We start from the raw sequence: 14,977 nt of genomic DNA, 5'->3' as shown, positions 1-14,977 counted from the left end.
GGCAGCTCAGCCCAGCAAGCCCCGCGCGCGCAAGGCCTGTTCGGCCGCTTGCGGCGTAGTGAACAGCAGTGCCTGCCAGCCGCGCGCGGCTGCGGCCTCGATGTTGGCAGGATGGTCGTCAAGGAACACCATCTCCCGCGGCGGCACGCCCAGCTGCGTCTCCATCAACGCAAAGATCTCGGCGCCCGGCTTGGACTGTTTGACACGGCTGGAGAAAATGCCCCCGTCGAACCAGCGATCCAGCGGGTAGTGGTGCTCCAGGTAGTCTGCGTAGATGGCGGGCATATTGGACAGGTAGTGCGTCTGGTGACCCGCCGCCTGTGCGGCCTCGATGAGTCGCACGGTGCCCGGTACGGCCTGCAACTCGTCCGGCACCGCATCCACCACCGCGCGCACCTCCGCTTCGGGCCAGCCGGTGCGTGCGGCGATGCGCTGGATGACAGCCTCCGGGCCGATGAGCCCCTGGTCGAAGGCGCCCCAATCACCGCTGTACTGGGTGAAGAACTCGCGCGCCGCGACCGCCCCCGCCGCCTCGTCAGGGCATCGATGGGGCCAGACCCGCGCCAGGAAGCTGGGCGGATGCCAGCGGAACAACACGCCGCCGAAGTCAAAGACGATACGCATCAGCTTCGCAGCCTGCGCAGCAAACCCGCCGTGGAGCCGTCCAGGCCTTGCACATCGCCGGAGCCCAGGCGGGGCAGCAGGCTGTTGCACAAGGCCTTGCCCAGCTCCACGCCCCATTGATCGAAGCTGTTGATGCCCCACAGCGCGCCACTGACGAAGACACGGTGTTCATAGAGCGCGATCAGCGCCCCCAGGCTGCGCGGCGTGAGCTGATCCATCAGGATGGTGGTGCTCGGGCGGTTGCCAGGAAAGCTGCGGTGGCGGGCCACGGTCAGCTTGCCCAGGGAAGCCGAGGCCGTCGGCGCCTTCTCGTGCAGGGCCTGCTCCACCGTCTTGCCCTGCATGAGCGCCTGTGACTGCGCCAGGCAGTTGGCCAGCAGCTTCTGGTGCTGGTCCTGCAGGCGCGCGGCCAGCTCACCCTGCACGTGGGTGCCGTGGCGGGGCGTCTTCACCGCGATGAACTCCACCGGGATCACGTCCGTGCCCTGGTGCAGCATCTGGAAATAGGCATGCTGGCCATTGGTGCCGGCATCGCCCCAGACGACGGGGCTGGTGCCATATGGCAAGACCTGACCCTCGCGGTCCACGCCCTTGCCGTTGCTCTCCATCTCCAGCTGCTGGAGATAGGCCGGCAGCCGGCGCAGGCCCTGGTGATAGGGCGCTACGCTGCGGCTGCTGAAGCCGTGGAAGTTGCGATACCAGAGGTCCAGCAATCCCAGCAGCACCGGCACATTGCGTTCCAGCGGCGTCTCGGCGAAGTGGCGGTCCATGGCATGGGCGCCCGCCAGCAGCTCGCGGAAGGCCGCGGCGCCAATGGCGATCGCGATGGGCAGGCCGATCACCGACCACAGCGAGTAGCGCCCGCCGACCCAGTCCCAGAAGCCGAAGCTGGTGTGGATGCCGAAGGCCTGGGCTGCCGCCGTGTTGCTGCTGGTGGCCACGAAATGGCGCCCGATGTCCGTGCCGCCCTGGGCCAGGAACCAGGCCTTGGCGGCCTCGGCATTGGCCAGGGTCTCCTGCGTCGTGAAAGTCTTGGAGGCGATCACGAACAGCGTCCTGTTCGCGTCCAGTCCGCGCAGGACGGGGGCCAGGTCATGCCCGTCGACATTGGAGACGAAGTGCAGGCGACGACCGGCGTCGGTGAAGGACTGCAGGGCCTGCACCACCATGGCCGGGCCGAGGTCCGAACCGCCGATGCCGATGTGCACGATGTCGGTGATGCCGGCATCTGCACGCACGCTCTCGGCAAAGGCCAGCATGCGGCTCAGCGAGGCCTGGACCTCGTCGCCGAAGGGCGCGGCGCCGGCCGGTGCGCGCAGGGCCGTGTGCAGCACGGCACGGCCTTCGGTGTGGTTGATGGGCTCGCCCTTGAAGAGCGCCTCGCGTTGCGATTCCAGCCGGCAGTCCCGGGCCAGCTGCAGCAGCAGGGCCAGCGTGGGCGCGTCGATGCGGTTCTTGGACAGGTCCACGAACAGCTCGGGCGCATCGAAGGACCAGCGCTCGAAGCGCGCCGCCTCGTCAGCAAAGGCCTGGCGCACGTCAAAGGCGGCGCCGCTGGATTGGTACTGTGCTTGCAGGAGAGCCCAGGCCGGGCTTTGGTCGCAACGCGGGTGCTGCATCAGAGTTGGCTTTCGATGATCTGGTCCAGCTTGCCGGCATCGACGGCAAACAGGCGGATGCCCTCGGCCAGCTTCTCGGTGGCCATGGCGTCCTGGTTGAGGGCGAAGCGGAAGGCCGCTTCGTTGTACGAGATCTTGGGCACGTCAGCTGTGGCCGCCGTGGCGGCATCCAGCGCACGGCTCAGCGGCGCCTCGCTGGCCTGCAGCTGGGCCAGCAGGTCCGGGCTGATGGTCAGCAGGTCGCAGCCCGCCAGGGCCTGGATCTGGCCGATGTTGCGGAAGCTGGCGCCCATCACCTCGGTGCGGATGCCGTGCTTCTTGTAGTAGGTGTAGATCTGGCTCACCGACTTGACACCGGGGTCGTTGGCACCCGCTTGTGCTGCCTCATCCCAGGCGCTGCCGGCGGCCTTCTTGTACCAGTCGTAGATGCGGCCGACGAAGGGAGAAATCAGCTGCACGCCGGCTTCGCCGCAGGCCACGGCCTGGCAGAAGGAGAACAGCAGGGTCAGGTTGCAGTGGATGCCCTCGAGCTCCAGCGCACGCGCCGCCTGGATGCCCTCCCAGGTGGAGGCAATCTTGATCAGCACACGGTCACGACCAATGCCGGCAGCCTCGTACAGGCCAATCAGGCGCTTGGCGCGGGCGATGGTGGCGGCGGTGTCGAAGCTCAGGCGGGCGTCGACCTCGGTCGACACGCGGCCCGGCACCACCTTGAGGATCTCCAGGCCGAAGCGCACCAGCACCTGGTCCACGATCTCGTCCAGCGGCTTGCCCTTGTGGGCCGCCACGGTCTCGTTCAGCAGGGGCGCATAGTCGGGCGACTGCACGGCCTTCAGGATCAGCGAGGGATTGGTCGTCGCATCCCGCGGCGTGAACTGCGCCAGTTGCAGGAAGTTGCCGGTGTCGGCGACGACAGTGGTGAAGGCCTTGAGTTGTTCGAGCTGATGCATAGGGAAACCCCGAAGTTCGTGCAGGCCGTTATTAGAACCGCTCCCCGCCCGCCTGCAAGCCGAATGAGGTTACAAGCGCAGGGAAGACGGATTCAAGCTTTCCCATAGGGCAAGGCCTGAAGACGGCGGTCCGGATTGACCCGATTACGAAACTCGTGCATCATAAATCTGGAAACTTTGTTACATCAAGAGTTCAAGCAGCGCAGACTGCTCGAGCCTCAACAGGAACCCTGGCATGGCATTCGATCTCGTCTTCTTTGGTGGCACTGGCGATCTCACCTGGCGCAAGCTGATGCCGGCCCTGTTCCAGGCCTTCCGTCACGGCAAGCTGCCCGAGGGCGGCCGCATCCTGGCGGTGGCCCGCGACGACATGCCCGACGAGCGCTACCGCGACTGGCTCAAGGAGCGCTTCCAGGAAGTCGAGGGCGCCAAGCGTCCCAGCGACGAGGAGTTCGAACGCTTCGCGGCCCTGGTGCACTACCGCCGCATGGACCTCTCCCAGCCCGAGCACTACACACGGCTGAAGGAGTGGCTGGGCGAGCGCAGCGCCGAGACCGTGGTGTTCTACCTGGCCACCAGCCCCCACCTATTCACCCAGATCTGCGAGCAGTTGGGTGCCGCCGGCCTCAATGGGCCGCATATCCGTGTGGTGCTGGAGAAGCCTCTGGGCCACGACCTGGCCAGCGCCCAGCACATCAACCGCGTGGTGCGTTCGGTCTTCACCGAGTCGCAAGCCTTCCGCATCGACCACTACCTGGGCAAGCCCTCGGTGCAGAACCTCATGGCCCTGCGCTTCGGCAATGCGCTCTTCGAGCCACTGTGGAACCGCCAGGCCATCGCCAACATCCAGATCACGCTGGCGGAGTCCTTGGGCGTGGGCACGCGGGGCCCCTTCTACGACAGCACCGGCGCCCTGCGCGACATGATCCAGAACCATGCGCTGCAGCTGCTGACCATGATTGCCATGGAGCCCCCCTCCACCAACGATGCCGACGCCATCCGCGACGAGAAGCTCAAGGTGCTGCGCTCGCTCAAGCCCTTCACGCGAGAGTCCGTGGCCCGCGATGTGGTGCGCGGGCAGTACCGCGCCGGCAGTGTGGATGGCAAGTCGGTGGTGGGCTATCTGGACGAGGCCAAGATCCCGGCCAATAGCCCTTGCGAGACCTTCGTGGCCCTGCGCACCGAGGTGCAGAACTGGCGCTGGGCCGGCGTGCCCTTCTACCTGCGCACCGGCAAGCGCCTGGCCGCGCGTGATGCCCAGATCGTCGTCAATTTCCGGCCGGTGCCCCATCCCATCTTCCCCGGCGCCAACCAGCCCAACCGCCTGGTGATCAAGCTGCAGCCCGAGGACGGCCTGGAGCTGCAGTTGCTGGCCGCCAAGGGCAACTCGCACGGCGAGTCCCTGGCGCCTGTATCCCTGGACCTGGACTTCGACAAGGCCTTCGGCAGCGCCCGCGTAGGTGCCTATGAACGCCTGCTGCTGGACGCCATCGCCGGCAAGCTCAACCTCTTCGTTCGCAGCGATGAGCAGGAGCAGGCCTGGCGCTGGGTCGAGCCTGTGCTGGACGCATGGTCCGCCGACAGCATGGGCCCGCGGGCCTACAACGCCGGCAGCTGGGGCCCTGCCGCCGCCAGCGCCCTGGTGGCGCGCGATGGCTTCAGTTGGGCCGAGGAGCAGTGAGCATGAGCATCCTGGAACGCGTCAAGGCAGCCCTGCCCGCCCTGCCACCGGCGGAGCAGCGGGTGGCCAAGCTGCTGCTCACCGACCCCCGCTCCTTCGCCAATCTGCCGGTCAGCGAGCTGGCGGATCGCTCGCATGTCAGCAAGCCCACGGTGGTGCGCTTCTGCCGCAGCGTGGGCTATGACGGCCTGGCCGATTTCAAGCTGAAGCTGGCGGGCAGCGTCAACGAGGGTGTGCCTTTCGTCCACCGTGCCGTGGACGAGGACGACAAGCCGGGCGACCTCATCGTCAAGGTGGTCGACAACGCCGTGGCCGCCCTGCTGCACTACCGCAACGACGCCGCCAGCCATGCTTTCGAGCGTGCCATCACGGCCCTGACCGAGGCTGCCCGCCAGGGCAAGCGCATCGAGTTCTATGGCGTTGGCAATTCGGGCATCGTGGCCCAGGATGCCCAGCACAAGTTCTTTCGCCTGGGCGTGCACACCATCGCCTGCAGCGATGGTCATGTGCAACTGATGAGCGCCACCATGCTGACGCCCGGCGACTGCGCCGTGATCATCTCCAATTCCGGCCGCAGCCGGGACCTGCTCGACGCCGCGGAGATCGCCCGCAAGAAGGGCGCCACCACCATCATCATCACCGCCAGCGGATCGCCGCTCGCGCAACTGGGCCAGGCCCCGGGACAGGTGCTGTTGGCAGTGGACCACCCGGAAGACTACGACCGCTACAGCCCCATGGTCTCCCGCCTGCTGCATCTGACGGCCGTGGACATTCTGACCACGGGCGTCGCCCTGCGCCTGGGCCAGCAGCTGCGGCCGATGCTGCAGGAGATCAAGCGCAATCTGCGCAGCAAGCGCTACGCGGCCTGAGCCAGGCGCAGCGCCAAAGTACAACGGCGCCCGAGGGCGCCGTCTACTGCATCTATTGCGAGAGCTCAGCGCTCAGAGCTGAGGTGCCAGCTCGGGCCAGAGCGCCGCATCCACCCCATACACCCGGGCCAACTCCTGGAGCTTGGCAGGCACTTCATGGATCTGCATCTGCAGGCCCATCTGCTCACCAAGGCGGACCGCACTCAACAGCAGGGTGAGCACTCCGGAGTCGAACTCGCTGAGATCCACGGCGTTGAGGCGCAGCGTCGACCCCGCAGCGGCATTCACCTGCGCGGCTTCAGCGCGCAGCGCCGCCTCGAGCTCCGCCCAGATCAGGGGCAGCTCGGGCAGGCGGATGCTGGCGGGCAGCTTGAGCATGGCAGCATTCACTCCGTTCAGCTCTTGGCGCCGGCCGCAGCCTTCTGGTTCTTGTCAGCCAGGGCCTTGATCAGGCCATCGATGCCATTCGCACCGATCTCCTGGGCGAAGCTGTTGCGATACTGGTCTGCCAGCCAGATGCCCAGCACATTGACGTCATAGATCTTCCAGGCGCTGCCGACCTTTTCCAGGCGGTAGTCCAGCTGGATGGGATCGCCCTTGCCCCGCACCTCGGTCTTGACCACGACCTCGGTGTCTTCGGTACTGGCACGCAGGGGCTTCAGCGCAATGGTCTGGTCCTTGACCTGCGCGAGAGCGCCAGCGTAGGTGCGCACGAGCAAGGTCTTGAACTCGTCCTGCAGACGCTTCTGCTGCTCGGGGCTGGCCTGGCGCCAGAAGCGGCCCACGGCGGACGAGGTCATGCGCTGAAAGTTCACGTGCGGCATCACCTTGGTGTCCACCAGGGTCACGATCTTGCTGACATCGCCGGCCTGAATGGCCTTGTCGGCCTTGACGGCTTCGATGGTCTCGATGGACAGCTGGCGGATCAGGCCATCGGGTGTGCTGGCATCAGCGGCATGACTGGACAGAGGCAGCCAGGCGAAAGAGGCGGCAGCCAGCAGGGCCTTCAGAGCGGAGCGCTTGGTCGACAGAATCATTCAATTTCCTTTCAGTAGCGCGGCGACGGTATCCGTCGCCATGGGACCCACAACGCAGCAGGGGTCCCGGCGGTTCACACGAGGGTCAGGGCTTGCTGTCGCCCGCGGACGGCGGCGTGATCACCTCGAACTCGTCCTCGGCAGCCTCGAAATGCCCGCGGCGCTGCAGGTAGGCGTCGCGGATGAAGGTGTATTTGTCCAGGGCGATGCCATCCAGCATCTCGCCGGCACGCAGGAAGTTGGAACGACCGTTGACCGTCTGCAGCAGATAGATGGAGACCTTGCTGCGGCCGTCCTGGAAATACAGGGCCGGGCTGGCCGTACGGTCCCAGGGCAGGGCCAGGGAGTCACGAACCGAGGAGGGGCCGAACAGGGGCCACACGATGTAGGCACCGGTGCCGAAGCCCCAGCGGCCAAAGGTCTGTCCCAGGTCCTGGCTGTTGCGCTCCACGCCCGCCTCGCCGGCCAGGTCGATGAGACCGCCCAGGCCCAGGGTGGAGTTCACCGCAAAGCGGAACGCCTGCTGAGCAGCCAGCTTGAAACGCCCTTGCAATGTCAGGTTGATGGCCGACCAGGCGTCACCCACATTGCTGAAGAAATTGCCAATGCCGGTGCGGGCCGGGCTGGGCACGACCTCGCTATAGGCGGTGGCCACAGGTTTGAGGACATGAGCGTCCAGGTCCTCGTTGAAGGCGAAGACTTTGCGGTTCCAGTTTTCCCAGGGATCCAGCTTCTGCCCTTGGGCGCCTGGTCCCTTGAGCGAGGCGCAGGCCGCCAGGTTCAGGCTCAGCACCAGCACGGCGCCGCGTTGGGTCCAATTCACTTTTTCTCCCCGCTGCCGCTGTCCGCGGCCTTGTTGTAGAGGAATTGCCCGATCAGATTTTCCAGCACCACGGCAGACTGGGTCTGCTTGATCACATCGCCGGCCACCAGGTTCTTCTCGTCGGCGCCGGGCTCCAGGCCGATGTACTGCTCACCGAGCAGGCCAGCCGTCAGGATCTTGGCCGAGCTGTCCTTGGGGAAGGCCACGCCCTGGTTGAGCTTGAGCACCACGCGAGCCTGAAAGCTCTTGTCATCGAAGGTGATGGATTCCACCCGGCCCACGACCACACCAGCGCTCTTGACGGCCGCGCGGGCCTTGAGGCCACCGATGTTGTCGAACTTGGCCACCACCGTGTAGGTGTCGTCGAAGTTGAGGCTCAGCAGATTGCCCGCCTTCAAGGCCAGGAACAGCAGCGCCGCTGCACCCAGCAGCACGAAGGAACCGACCCACACATCATGTCGAGAGGCTTGCATCCTCTTCTCCCATCAAATCGAGAACATCATGGCCGTCAGCACGAAATCCAGTGCAAGCACAGCCAACGATGAAACCACGACCGTGCGGGTCGTGGCGTAAGACACCCCTTCTGGTGTCGGTTTGCAGGCATAGCCTTGCAGCAGTGCCACAAAGCTCACCGTGAGGCCGAAGACCAGACTCTTGATGACGCCGTTGCCCACATCGGCAAAGACATCCACCCCGCCCTGCATCTGGGACCAGAAGGCGCCAGCATCGATGCCTATCAGCACCACGCCCACCAGCCAGCCCCCGATGACGCCCACGGCAGAGAACACCGCCGCCAGCAGGGGCATGGCAATGAAGCCCGCCCAGAAACGTGGCGCCAGCACGCGCGTGACGGGGTCCACCGCCATCATTTCCATGGCGGTCAGTTGCTCCCCGGCCTTCATGAGACCGATCTCGGCCGTCAGCGAGGTGCCAGCCCGACCAGCGAACAGCAGAGCACTCACCACCGGGCCCAGCTCACGCACCAGGCTCAGCGCAACCAACAGACCCACGGCCTCGGCCGAACCATAGCGCTGCAGGGTGTAGTAGCCCTGCAGGGCCAGCACAAAGCCCACGAAGAGCCCCGAGACGCCGATGATGGACAGCGAGCGGTTGCCCAGGTAGAACACCTGTTCGCGGATCAGCGAGAAGCGCATCAGGGCGCGCGGGCTGCGGGCCAGCAGCTGCGAGAACAGCCGTGCGGCCTGGCCAATCTCGGCCAGCTTGCTGCGCAGGGTGTAGCCGACGTGCAAGGGGAGGCGCTTCATGCAGACCTCCCGCTGACGCCGAAGTCCTCCAGCACCGGCACGGCCGGCTGATGGAAGCGCACAGGGCCGTCCGGCTGGGCGCCCACGAACTGCTGCACCAGGGGATCCTGGCTGTGCCGCAGTTCGTCCGGCGTGCCTTGCGCCACCACCCGGCCATTGGCAACCATCGCAACATGGTCAGCGATGGCAAAGGTTTCATGGAGGTCGTGCGACACGATCACGCTGCTCAGTCCCAGGGCATCGTTGAGGTCACGGATCAGGCGCGCCGTGACGCCCAGTGAAATGGGGTCCAGGCCCGCGAAAGGCTCGTCATACAGCACGAGGTCGGGGTCCAGTGCGATCGCGCGCGCCAGGGCCACACGGCGCGCCATGCCGCCGGAGATCTCGCTGGGCATGAGCTCGCGGGCGCCCCGCAGGCCGACGGCATTGAGCTTCATCAGCACCAGGTCCCGGATCATGGACTCCGGCAAGCGGGTGTGCTCCCGCAGCGGGAAGGCCACGTTCTCGAACACGCTGAGATCCGTGAACAGGGCGCCAAACTGGAAGAGCATGCCCATGCGACGGCGCACCGCGTACAGGCCAGCCTGGTCGAGATCGGCCATGTCCTGGCCATCGAACAGGGCCTTTCCGGCCATGGGCGTGATCTGGCGGCTCAAGGCGCGCAGCAGCGTGGTCTTGCCGCCGCCCGAGGTGCCGATCAAGGCCAGCACGGAGCCGCGTCTGAGTTGCAGGTTCACGCCCTGCAAAATGGCACGCCCGGCGTAGCCGCAGCTCACATCGCGCAGCTCGATCAGGGGTGTTTCTTGATCAGTGGTCTGTAGTCTTTGGGCAGGCATGGGCCAGTGGCGGCTGGGCACCTGCCCAGACAAAAGAGGCCACATCATAGGGGAAACACGGAATTGCCTCCGGAGGTCACGACATGGCCCGCCGAGGGAGGCGTTTTCTCAGTTCAGCATGCGGGTGCTGACGATGCCGCGGGCGTCGAAGGTCACCTCGATGCGGATCCAGGACTTGACCTGCCGTCCTGCGAGTTCGCCCGGCGCGAATCGGGCGTTGCTGAAGGTGTCCTGCGTCAGGCGCACCAGGGGCGGCAGGAGGTTGCCCGTCTCGCCCATGATGCGGCGTACCCGCCCCTGCTCATCGATATAGAGCCTGAAACGGCCCATGTACAAGGCACCGTCCGGAACACCTCCGCCTTCAGGCCAGGGCAGTTGCACCTGCTCCTGGATCAGTGGGCGCTGGCTGAGGCGTGCCGCCGGGATGTAGTCGTCGAAGGAAATGGCCCCGATCGCCTCGCGAGCCGCCGCGGCCTCCGCCGCTTCACGCGCCAGTCGCTCGAGCAGGGCTTGCTCCTCGGACTCTGGCACGCTGCCGGGAATGCCGGAGTTTGCGACGGGACCGGAGAGCGGCGCCTTGTCCGCCCCCTGCCCCGGCTCCTCCGCCAAGGCGGGCGGTGGCTCGGCAGCCGCCAGGCCTTGCGGCTCCACCACCGACCGGACCCTCACCGGGACGGCCCCAGCCTTAGCGCTACGCCGACCGCCCTCGCCCGGATGAAGCTCAGGCATCCACGCCAGCCATAGCACCGCGACACAATGCAGCGCAATGGCGCCCAGCACGGCTGCTCCCAGCGGAGCACCCCGCACTGGACTCATCGCCGCCATGCTGCCATGTGCGCTCAGCGGAGCTCACGCCAGGAGCTGCGACGAGCCGGGTTGGCGCCCGCCGTCAGCGGCTCGATGTCCGGAGTCAGGATGCCGCCTTCGGTGGTCGTGCCGATGAGCTTGATGCGGCTGGTGCCGGCTCCGGTGTCAGAACCCGTGCCGCTGCCGCTGCCGCTGCCGCCGCCGCTGCCGCTGCCGCTGCCAGAGGACGTGATCTCGACGGCACCCAGACCCGCCATCATCGTGCCCAGGGAAGTGGAGTTGCCGCCACCGGTGATGATGTTGAACAGGTACATCCAGGCGCTGTTCGAACCCGGCGCAGCGCAGTCCGACGATGTCTTGCCAGGGACGTTGCCCACAGCGACCAGCGTATTGGCCACCAGAAGCATGTCCACGTTGACGCGCTCGGCCTTGGACACGAAGTCCATATACCAGCCCTTCTTCTTGGACCAGTCCATCAAGGTGTCCTTGCTGCCGACGATGCGGGGCGTCGACGAAGTATCAACTGGCTGCTTGACCAGGTCGGTGCCGGCACGCATGTCCCCGTAGCCCGTGTCGGTCAGTTTGTCCAGCACGGCATAGACGGACTGCTGCTCCCCCGAGGTGCTCGACGCCGGCACGTCAGAGGCACCCAGATACTTCCCGGTCCCCACATAGATGACCTGGCGCACCGCCCCGTTGGCGTTGAACTCAGCCAGCATGGGCATGGTCGTGATGGGCTGCGGCGTCACCGTCTTGGCCACGGTGTCGGTGATCTGGAATTGCGCCAGTTCCACCACATCCTTGGGCAGGGCCAGCCGGCTGTCAGGGTCAAAGCGGTACAGGCGTCCGGTCAGGTCCCCGCCATAGAAGCGCAGGGCCTTGTTCTCAGCCGGGGAATTGATCCAGGCATTGATGCGGGACAGGCCAGAGGGATTGGAAGCGTCACCAACGCCGGTGCTGAGGGTCTTGATCAGCTCGCCGGTATTGGCGTTGACGACGAACAGGTAGCCGCCACCATCAGGGTTGTTGTGGCCGGAGGTGAAGACCACGACCCAGGTGCCGTCCTTGGCCTTGGTCACGACCGGGTTCCCGAAGGTGTAGCCCAGGCGGCCTTCCTGGCCAGCCGGGAGATTACCGGGACCGAACTCCCACATGGCCACGGGGTTGGCGGGGTCGGTGATGTCGAGCGCGTAGTAGCCGCGGCCACCCGCATTGAGCCCGCCCACCACGATGGTCCGCCACTTGCCCTCAGGGCCCACGATGTCGGACACGACTGGCGTGCCGTCGACGAAGTAGCGATGCTGGCTGCCGTAGTTCATGTCAGCCAGCTTGTACATGTTGTCCATCACCAGGCGCGGCACATAGGCCCACATTTCGGTGCCGCCCGTGGCGTCGTCTGCGTCCTTGAAGGCGTGCAGCATGCCGTCATTGCCGCCGACCAGCAGCGTGCGCTGACGCTTGACCATGGCTTCACTCGAAGCCCAGGTCGCGTAATCATTCTCCAGGTACTTGAAGCCCGGCTTGCCCACGAAGACAGGGGATGAGTTCACCAAGTCACCCAGCACAGCGTCGCGCGGACGGTAGCCCGTCTTCGGCTGCCCCCGCAGATAGTCCACCATGGTCGCTGCGGAGTTCAGCGCGGCAAGCGTCGTGGCATCCGCCGTTGCGCATTGGGACAGGCGATCCGCCGTGGCGGTCCTGGTGCAGGCGGCGGAGAACAGGGCCTGCTCGGCGGAGGTCATGTTCGCCGCGTCAAAGTTCTGGAGCGACCCCGTGGCACCCGAGCCGGGACGGAAGAAATAGATCCTGCGCGTGTAGTCCTTGGTGAGCTTCGCCGCCGCGCTCCATACGGCAGTGTCGGTCTCCTCGCCTGTCGAGCTCACCGACTTGAGGGTCACGGAGCCATCGTCGTTGAAGCGGTACTTGCGCAGGTCACCGGTCCACGCTGGTGACGTGAACTGAGAGATGTAGATGCCGTTGTCACCCGCGACCGGCTGCAGGGTGCTCGTGGCAGCGGCTGCGGAGGTCCCACGAACCTTGGTGATCTCACTCAGCGCCTTCTTCAGGCTGTAGGCCAGGCTGTTGGGGTCCGTCGCGCTGAAGTACATGCCCCGGCCATTGACCGCAGCGTGCCAGAGGTCATCGATACGGGTCGCACCGCCACCGGAAGGATTGGACCAGTCCCGCGTCCCCTTGCGAGCGGCCACATCACCGGTTTCGTCACCGAGGTAGTAGTAGTCGTTGTAGATGGACGCCGCCTCATTGGGAATGGCGGTGAGGTAGTCCTTGTTGTAGCGCAGCGTGCCACTGTTGCCCAGGCTGATGGTGTAGGTCGTCAAGTGCTGATGAGTGGCCTTGTCACGCTCGCCTGCGAGTGGCTTCACGTTGTTCTCGCACACATCCTTTTCCAGGGCTCCCGTGCAGTTGTCGAGCTCAGAGGTACGCAGGTCCGTGTTGTAGTAGTACATGGCCAGATCGGCCAGGGTGTTGCTCGTCGCACCCGTGGTCTTGTCGGTCGAGCCATACAAGGACTCCGCGCCCGCTTCCGCCGTCTTGAGGCCGTCCACATTGGTGACGGATCCAGTGGCCGTGGTCAGGCTGCCGGACGTCGTCTTCTTCACGAACGTCGGCCCGTCCACAGTCACGATGGCGCTGGGATTGGGTGAAGGCACGGAGGTGGTGCAAACGCCCTTGGTCACACTCACATTGCTCCATGAGCCGGCGCTGACAAAGGCTTCCGGAGCTACGCTGGAGACGTAGCTCGTGTCGGCCGCGCTGCTTTCGATCTTGACGGAGGTGCTGCTCACCAGGGAGGGCGTACCCGGTGAGGTAACAGTGGAAGCGCCGGCATTGGTGGTGGTGTCTGTCCTCTGCCATGTCTCTACCTGAGACACATTGTTGGTATCAATGCGCTTGGTATAGGACGTGACCGTCTTGTAGGTCGCAGTACGCTCCCGAAGAGTGGTCTGCAGGTACTTGTAGGGACTGGCCTTGCAGTAGGTCGAGTCTGCCTTGATGGCGTAAGCCTCCTGCTGCTGCTTGTATGAGTTGTTGACAGTCTCTGAGTAACTGATGGGTGTCGTCGAAGTCCGAACCCAGGTATTCTTCACCGCCCAGCGATAAGTATTCTTGATGATCTGAGCGCCGCCTTCAAAATAGGGGCGAGGCGTCCCGATGCCATCCTGGTTGCCCACCTCGGCAGTACCATCCACGGTATACGGCCCATAATCAACCGCTTCGTCATAGGTATTCCAGTAGCCATCCGTCGAGAGGATCAGGAAATTCTTCTGGCACGAGTACTGGACCGGATCATAGGTCTGATCCGGCATTTTCTTCGCGTAGTATCTACCTGCTTTTTGGAGCGCCCCCCGCAGAGGAGTTGAAGCCGAAGGCACGGCCTGGGACAGGTTGTAATAGAACGTCGACTTCTGGTCCTTGTCAAAGTCCTTGACATCGAGCATGCGCTTGTCGGGCTTGACGTCCAGCTTGAGAATGGTCGTGAAGCCAACGCGGAATTTATCGTCAATATCCTTGAAGGCCAGCGACATCGCCGTCTTCATCATGTCCATGCGCGTGCTGTAATATTTTCGCCACAGCCAATAGTTGGCGGCATCCGGCGCCTTGTCCGTCATGATCACGGGCCGGAAGAGAGCAGGCGTGGTGTTGATGGTGGAGATGCACTGCTTGTAGAACGTGGTCGTGGTGTCAACGGCAGAGACCGGATAGCTGTAGTTCATCTTGGGCTCGGAGCCCGTATATTCGTAGACCAGCTGATTCGTCGGGGTCCCATAGGCCACCACCGGGGTCGTCATGGCACTGGTGCCGCGGGCTTGCTTGACATCGATGGTCAGCTTTTGGGCCCCGTCCCAGGACGTCACCAAACCCACCATATAGCGCCCCTTGGCGCTAGAGTCATAGACCGTGACAGGCTGATTGACAAAGTAGTAATCGGCTGGCACGACTACCTTCAGCGTGACAGACAAGGCCCCAGAACTGACAGGCGAGAAACCCGCTGTATCAAGGAGCTGAGCCCGAACTGTCCTCACCGAGGCGTCTGAGGTTTCAAACAGCGCCGTGAGTTCGCTTGACGTAGGACTGCCGGCCCCCACCGTCGCCCCCGTGGCATCCACTGGGCGCAGGTAGCTCACGGTCTTGTCATAGGCCAGGCCATTGCACTGCGGCGACAGGTAGCCGAAATGTGCCCAATAGAAGGTGTCGGTCCGGGAATCGATCCAGGAAACCGGGTAGAAGTTCCCCGCGTCATCAGGCAGATAGCCGTCCGCCATACTGCCGGAGTCGTCCAGCGTGAACAGGACGTTGGGCTTGACGTTGGACATCACAGAAGACCACAGGGGCGCCGTCGCAATGTCCGTGGGGGCCGCCATGGCCAGGGGCGCCAGCAGGATGGCCAGGGCCAGGCCGCTGGCCCGCAGAGGGGCGGAAAGACAGAGGTTGTTCATGAAAGA

The 14,977-nt window shown here is 64.9% G+C and carries 13 protein-coding genes; 2 read left to right on the top strand and 11 right to left on the bottom strand.

Annotated features, from left to right (window positions below; all coding sequences use genetic code 11):
• Nucleotides 1-6: 6 nt before the first annotated feature.
• The 3 genes from ACS5PK_RS19370 to tal are packed head-to-tail and all read right to left on the bottom strand — an operon-like array spanning nucleotide 7 to nucleotide 3,193.
• Nucleotides 7-624, bottom strand: a complete 618-nt coding sequence (locus ACS5PK_RS19370) for an HAD family hydrolase (protein ID WP_439441908.1) — start codon at nucleotides 622-624, stop codon at nucleotides 7-9.
• Entirely contained in the window at nucleotides 624-2,243 is a 1,620-nt protein-coding gene (pgi, locus tag ACS5PK_RS19365; RefSeq protein ID WP_439441907.1) for a glucose-6-phosphate isomerase, read from the bottom strand. Before pgi ends, ACS5PK_RS19370 begins: the two co-directional genes overlap by 1 nt.
• Nucleotides 2,243-3,193, bottom strand: coding sequence for a transaldolase (gene tal / locus ACS5PK_RS19360; protein ID WP_439441906.1), 951 nt, complete (start codon nucleotides 3,191-3,193; stop codon nucleotides 2,243-2,245). The genes pgi and tal overlap by 1 nt, the downstream gene beginning before the upstream one ends.
• Before the next feature lie 235 nt (nucleotides 3,194-3,428).
• Here tal and zwf point away from each other — a divergent pair, with 235 nt between their 5' ends.
• Nucleotides 3,429-4,874, top strand: a complete 1,446-nt coding sequence (gene zwf / locus ACS5PK_RS19355) for a glucose-6-phosphate dehydrogenase (RefSeq protein WP_439441905.1) — start codon at nucleotides 3,429-3,431, stop codon at nucleotides 4,872-4,874.
• Nucleotides 4,875-4,882: 8 nt separating this feature from the next.
• Nucleotides 4,883-5,743, top strand: a complete 861-nt coding sequence (locus tag ACS5PK_RS19350) for a MurR/RpiR family transcriptional regulator (protein ID WP_439441950.1) — start codon at nucleotides 4,883-4,885, stop codon at nucleotides 5,741-5,743.
• A 72-nt stretch (nucleotides 5,744-5,815) separates the two neighbouring features.
• Here ACS5PK_RS19350 and ACS5PK_RS19345 read toward each other — a convergent pair whose 3' ends face one another.
• The 8 genes from ACS5PK_RS19345 to ACS5PK_RS19310 form a co-directional block, all read right to left on the bottom strand.
• Nucleotides 5,816-6,121 carry an STAS domain-containing protein gene (locus ACS5PK_RS19345; RefSeq protein WP_439441904.1) on the bottom strand — a complete coding sequence of 102 codons (306 nt, stop codon included), beginning with the start codon at nucleotides 6,119-6,121 and terminating at the stop codon, nucleotides 5,816-5,818.
• A 17-nt stretch (nucleotides 6,122-6,138) separates the two neighbouring features.
• The gene (locus ACS5PK_RS19340; protein ID WP_439441903.1) at nucleotides 6,139-6,780 is read right to left on the bottom strand and encodes an MlaC/ttg2D family ABC transporter substrate-binding protein; all 642 of its coding nucleotides are present in this window, start codon (nucleotides 6,778-6,780) and stop codon (nucleotides 6,139-6,141) included.
• Between the two features lie 85 nt (nucleotides 6,781-6,865).
• Nucleotides 6,866-7,603 (bottom strand): MlaA family lipoprotein, encoded by a 738-nt coding sequence (locus tag ACS5PK_RS19335; RefSeq protein WP_439441902.1) that lies wholly within the window; start codon nucleotides 7,601-7,603, stop codon nucleotides 6,866-6,868.
• Nucleotides 7,600-8,076: an outer membrane lipid asymmetry maintenance protein MlaD gene (gene mlaD, locus ACS5PK_RS19330; protein WP_439441901.1), complete on the bottom strand. Its 477-nt coding sequence runs from the start codon at nucleotides 8,074-8,076 to the stop codon at nucleotides 7,600-7,602. The genes ACS5PK_RS19335 and mlaD overlap by 4 nt, the downstream gene beginning before the upstream one ends.
• Before the next feature lie 12 nt (nucleotides 8,077-8,088).
• Nucleotides 8,089-8,868 (bottom strand): lipid asymmetry maintenance ABC transporter permease subunit MlaE, encoded by a 780-nt coding sequence (mlaE, locus tag ACS5PK_RS19325; RefSeq protein WP_439441900.1) that lies wholly within the window; start codon nucleotides 8,866-8,868, stop codon nucleotides 8,089-8,091.
• Entirely contained in the window at nucleotides 8,865-9,704 is an 840-nt protein-coding gene (locus ACS5PK_RS19320; protein ID WP_439441899.1) for an ABC transporter ATP-binding protein, read from the bottom strand. Before ACS5PK_RS19320 ends, mlaE begins: the two co-directional genes overlap by 4 nt.
• A 108-nt stretch (nucleotides 9,705-9,812) precedes the next feature.
• A complete protein-coding gene (locus tag ACS5PK_RS19315) occupies nucleotides 9,813-10,373 on the bottom strand; it encodes a hypothetical protein (protein WP_439441898.1) in 561 nt (186 codons plus the stop codon).
• Nucleotides 10,374-10,543: 170 nt separating this feature from the next.
• Nucleotides 10,544-14,971, bottom strand: coding sequence for a pilus assembly protein (locus ACS5PK_RS19310; RefSeq protein ID WP_439441897.1), 4,428 nt, complete (start codon nucleotides 14,969-14,971; stop codon nucleotides 10,544-10,546).
• Nucleotides 14,972-14,977 lie beyond the last annotated feature (6 nt).

Origin of the sequence: Roseateles sp. DB2, assembly GCF_051857535.1 — a bacterium.
Lineage (GTDB): Bacteria > Pseudomonadota > Gammaproteobacteria > Burkholderiales > Burkholderiaceae_C > Roseateles_B.
This window is presented reverse-complemented; position numbering and strand designations above follow the sequence as displayed.

Bases quoted from the DNA above. Each gene is read 5' to 3' on its own strand.
- ACS5PK_RS19370 (WP_439441908.1), bottom strand. From the start codon at position 624: ATGCGTATCGTCTTTGACTTCGGCGGCGTGTTGTTCCGCTGGCATCCG.
- pgi (WP_439441907.1), bottom strand. From the start codon at position 2,243: ATGCAGCACCCGCGTTGCGACCAAAGCCCGGCCTGGGCTCTCCTGCAA.
- tal (WP_439441906.1), bottom strand. From the start codon at position 3,193: ATGCATCAGCTCGAACAACTCAAGGCCTTCACCACTGTCGTCGCCGAC.
- zwf (WP_439441905.1), top strand. From the start codon at position 3,429: ATGGCATTCGATCTCGTCTTCTTTGGTGGCACTGGCGATCTCACCTGG.
- ACS5PK_RS19345 (WP_439441904.1), bottom strand. From the start codon at position 6,121: ATGCTCAAGCTGCCCGCCAGCATCCGCCTGCCCGAGCTGCCCCTGATC.
- ACS5PK_RS19340 (WP_439441903.1), bottom strand. From the start codon at position 6,780: ATGATTCTGTCGACCAAGCGCTCCGCTCTGAAGGCCCTGCTGGCTGCC.
- mlaD (WP_439441901.1), bottom strand. From the start codon at position 8,076: ATGCAAGCCTCTCGACATGATGTGTGGGTCGGTTCCTTCGTGCTGCTG.
- mlaE (WP_439441900.1), bottom strand. From the start codon at position 8,868: ATGAAGCGCCTCCCCTTGCACGTCGGCTACACCCTGCGCAGCAAGCTG.
- ACS5PK_RS19320 (WP_439441899.1), bottom strand. From the start codon at position 9,704: ATGCCTGCCCAAAGACTACAGACCACTGATCAAGAAACACCCCTGATC.
- ACS5PK_RS19310 (WP_439441897.1), bottom strand. From the start codon at position 14,971: ATGAACAACCTCTGTCTTTCCGCCCCTCTGCGGGCCAGCGGCCTGGCC.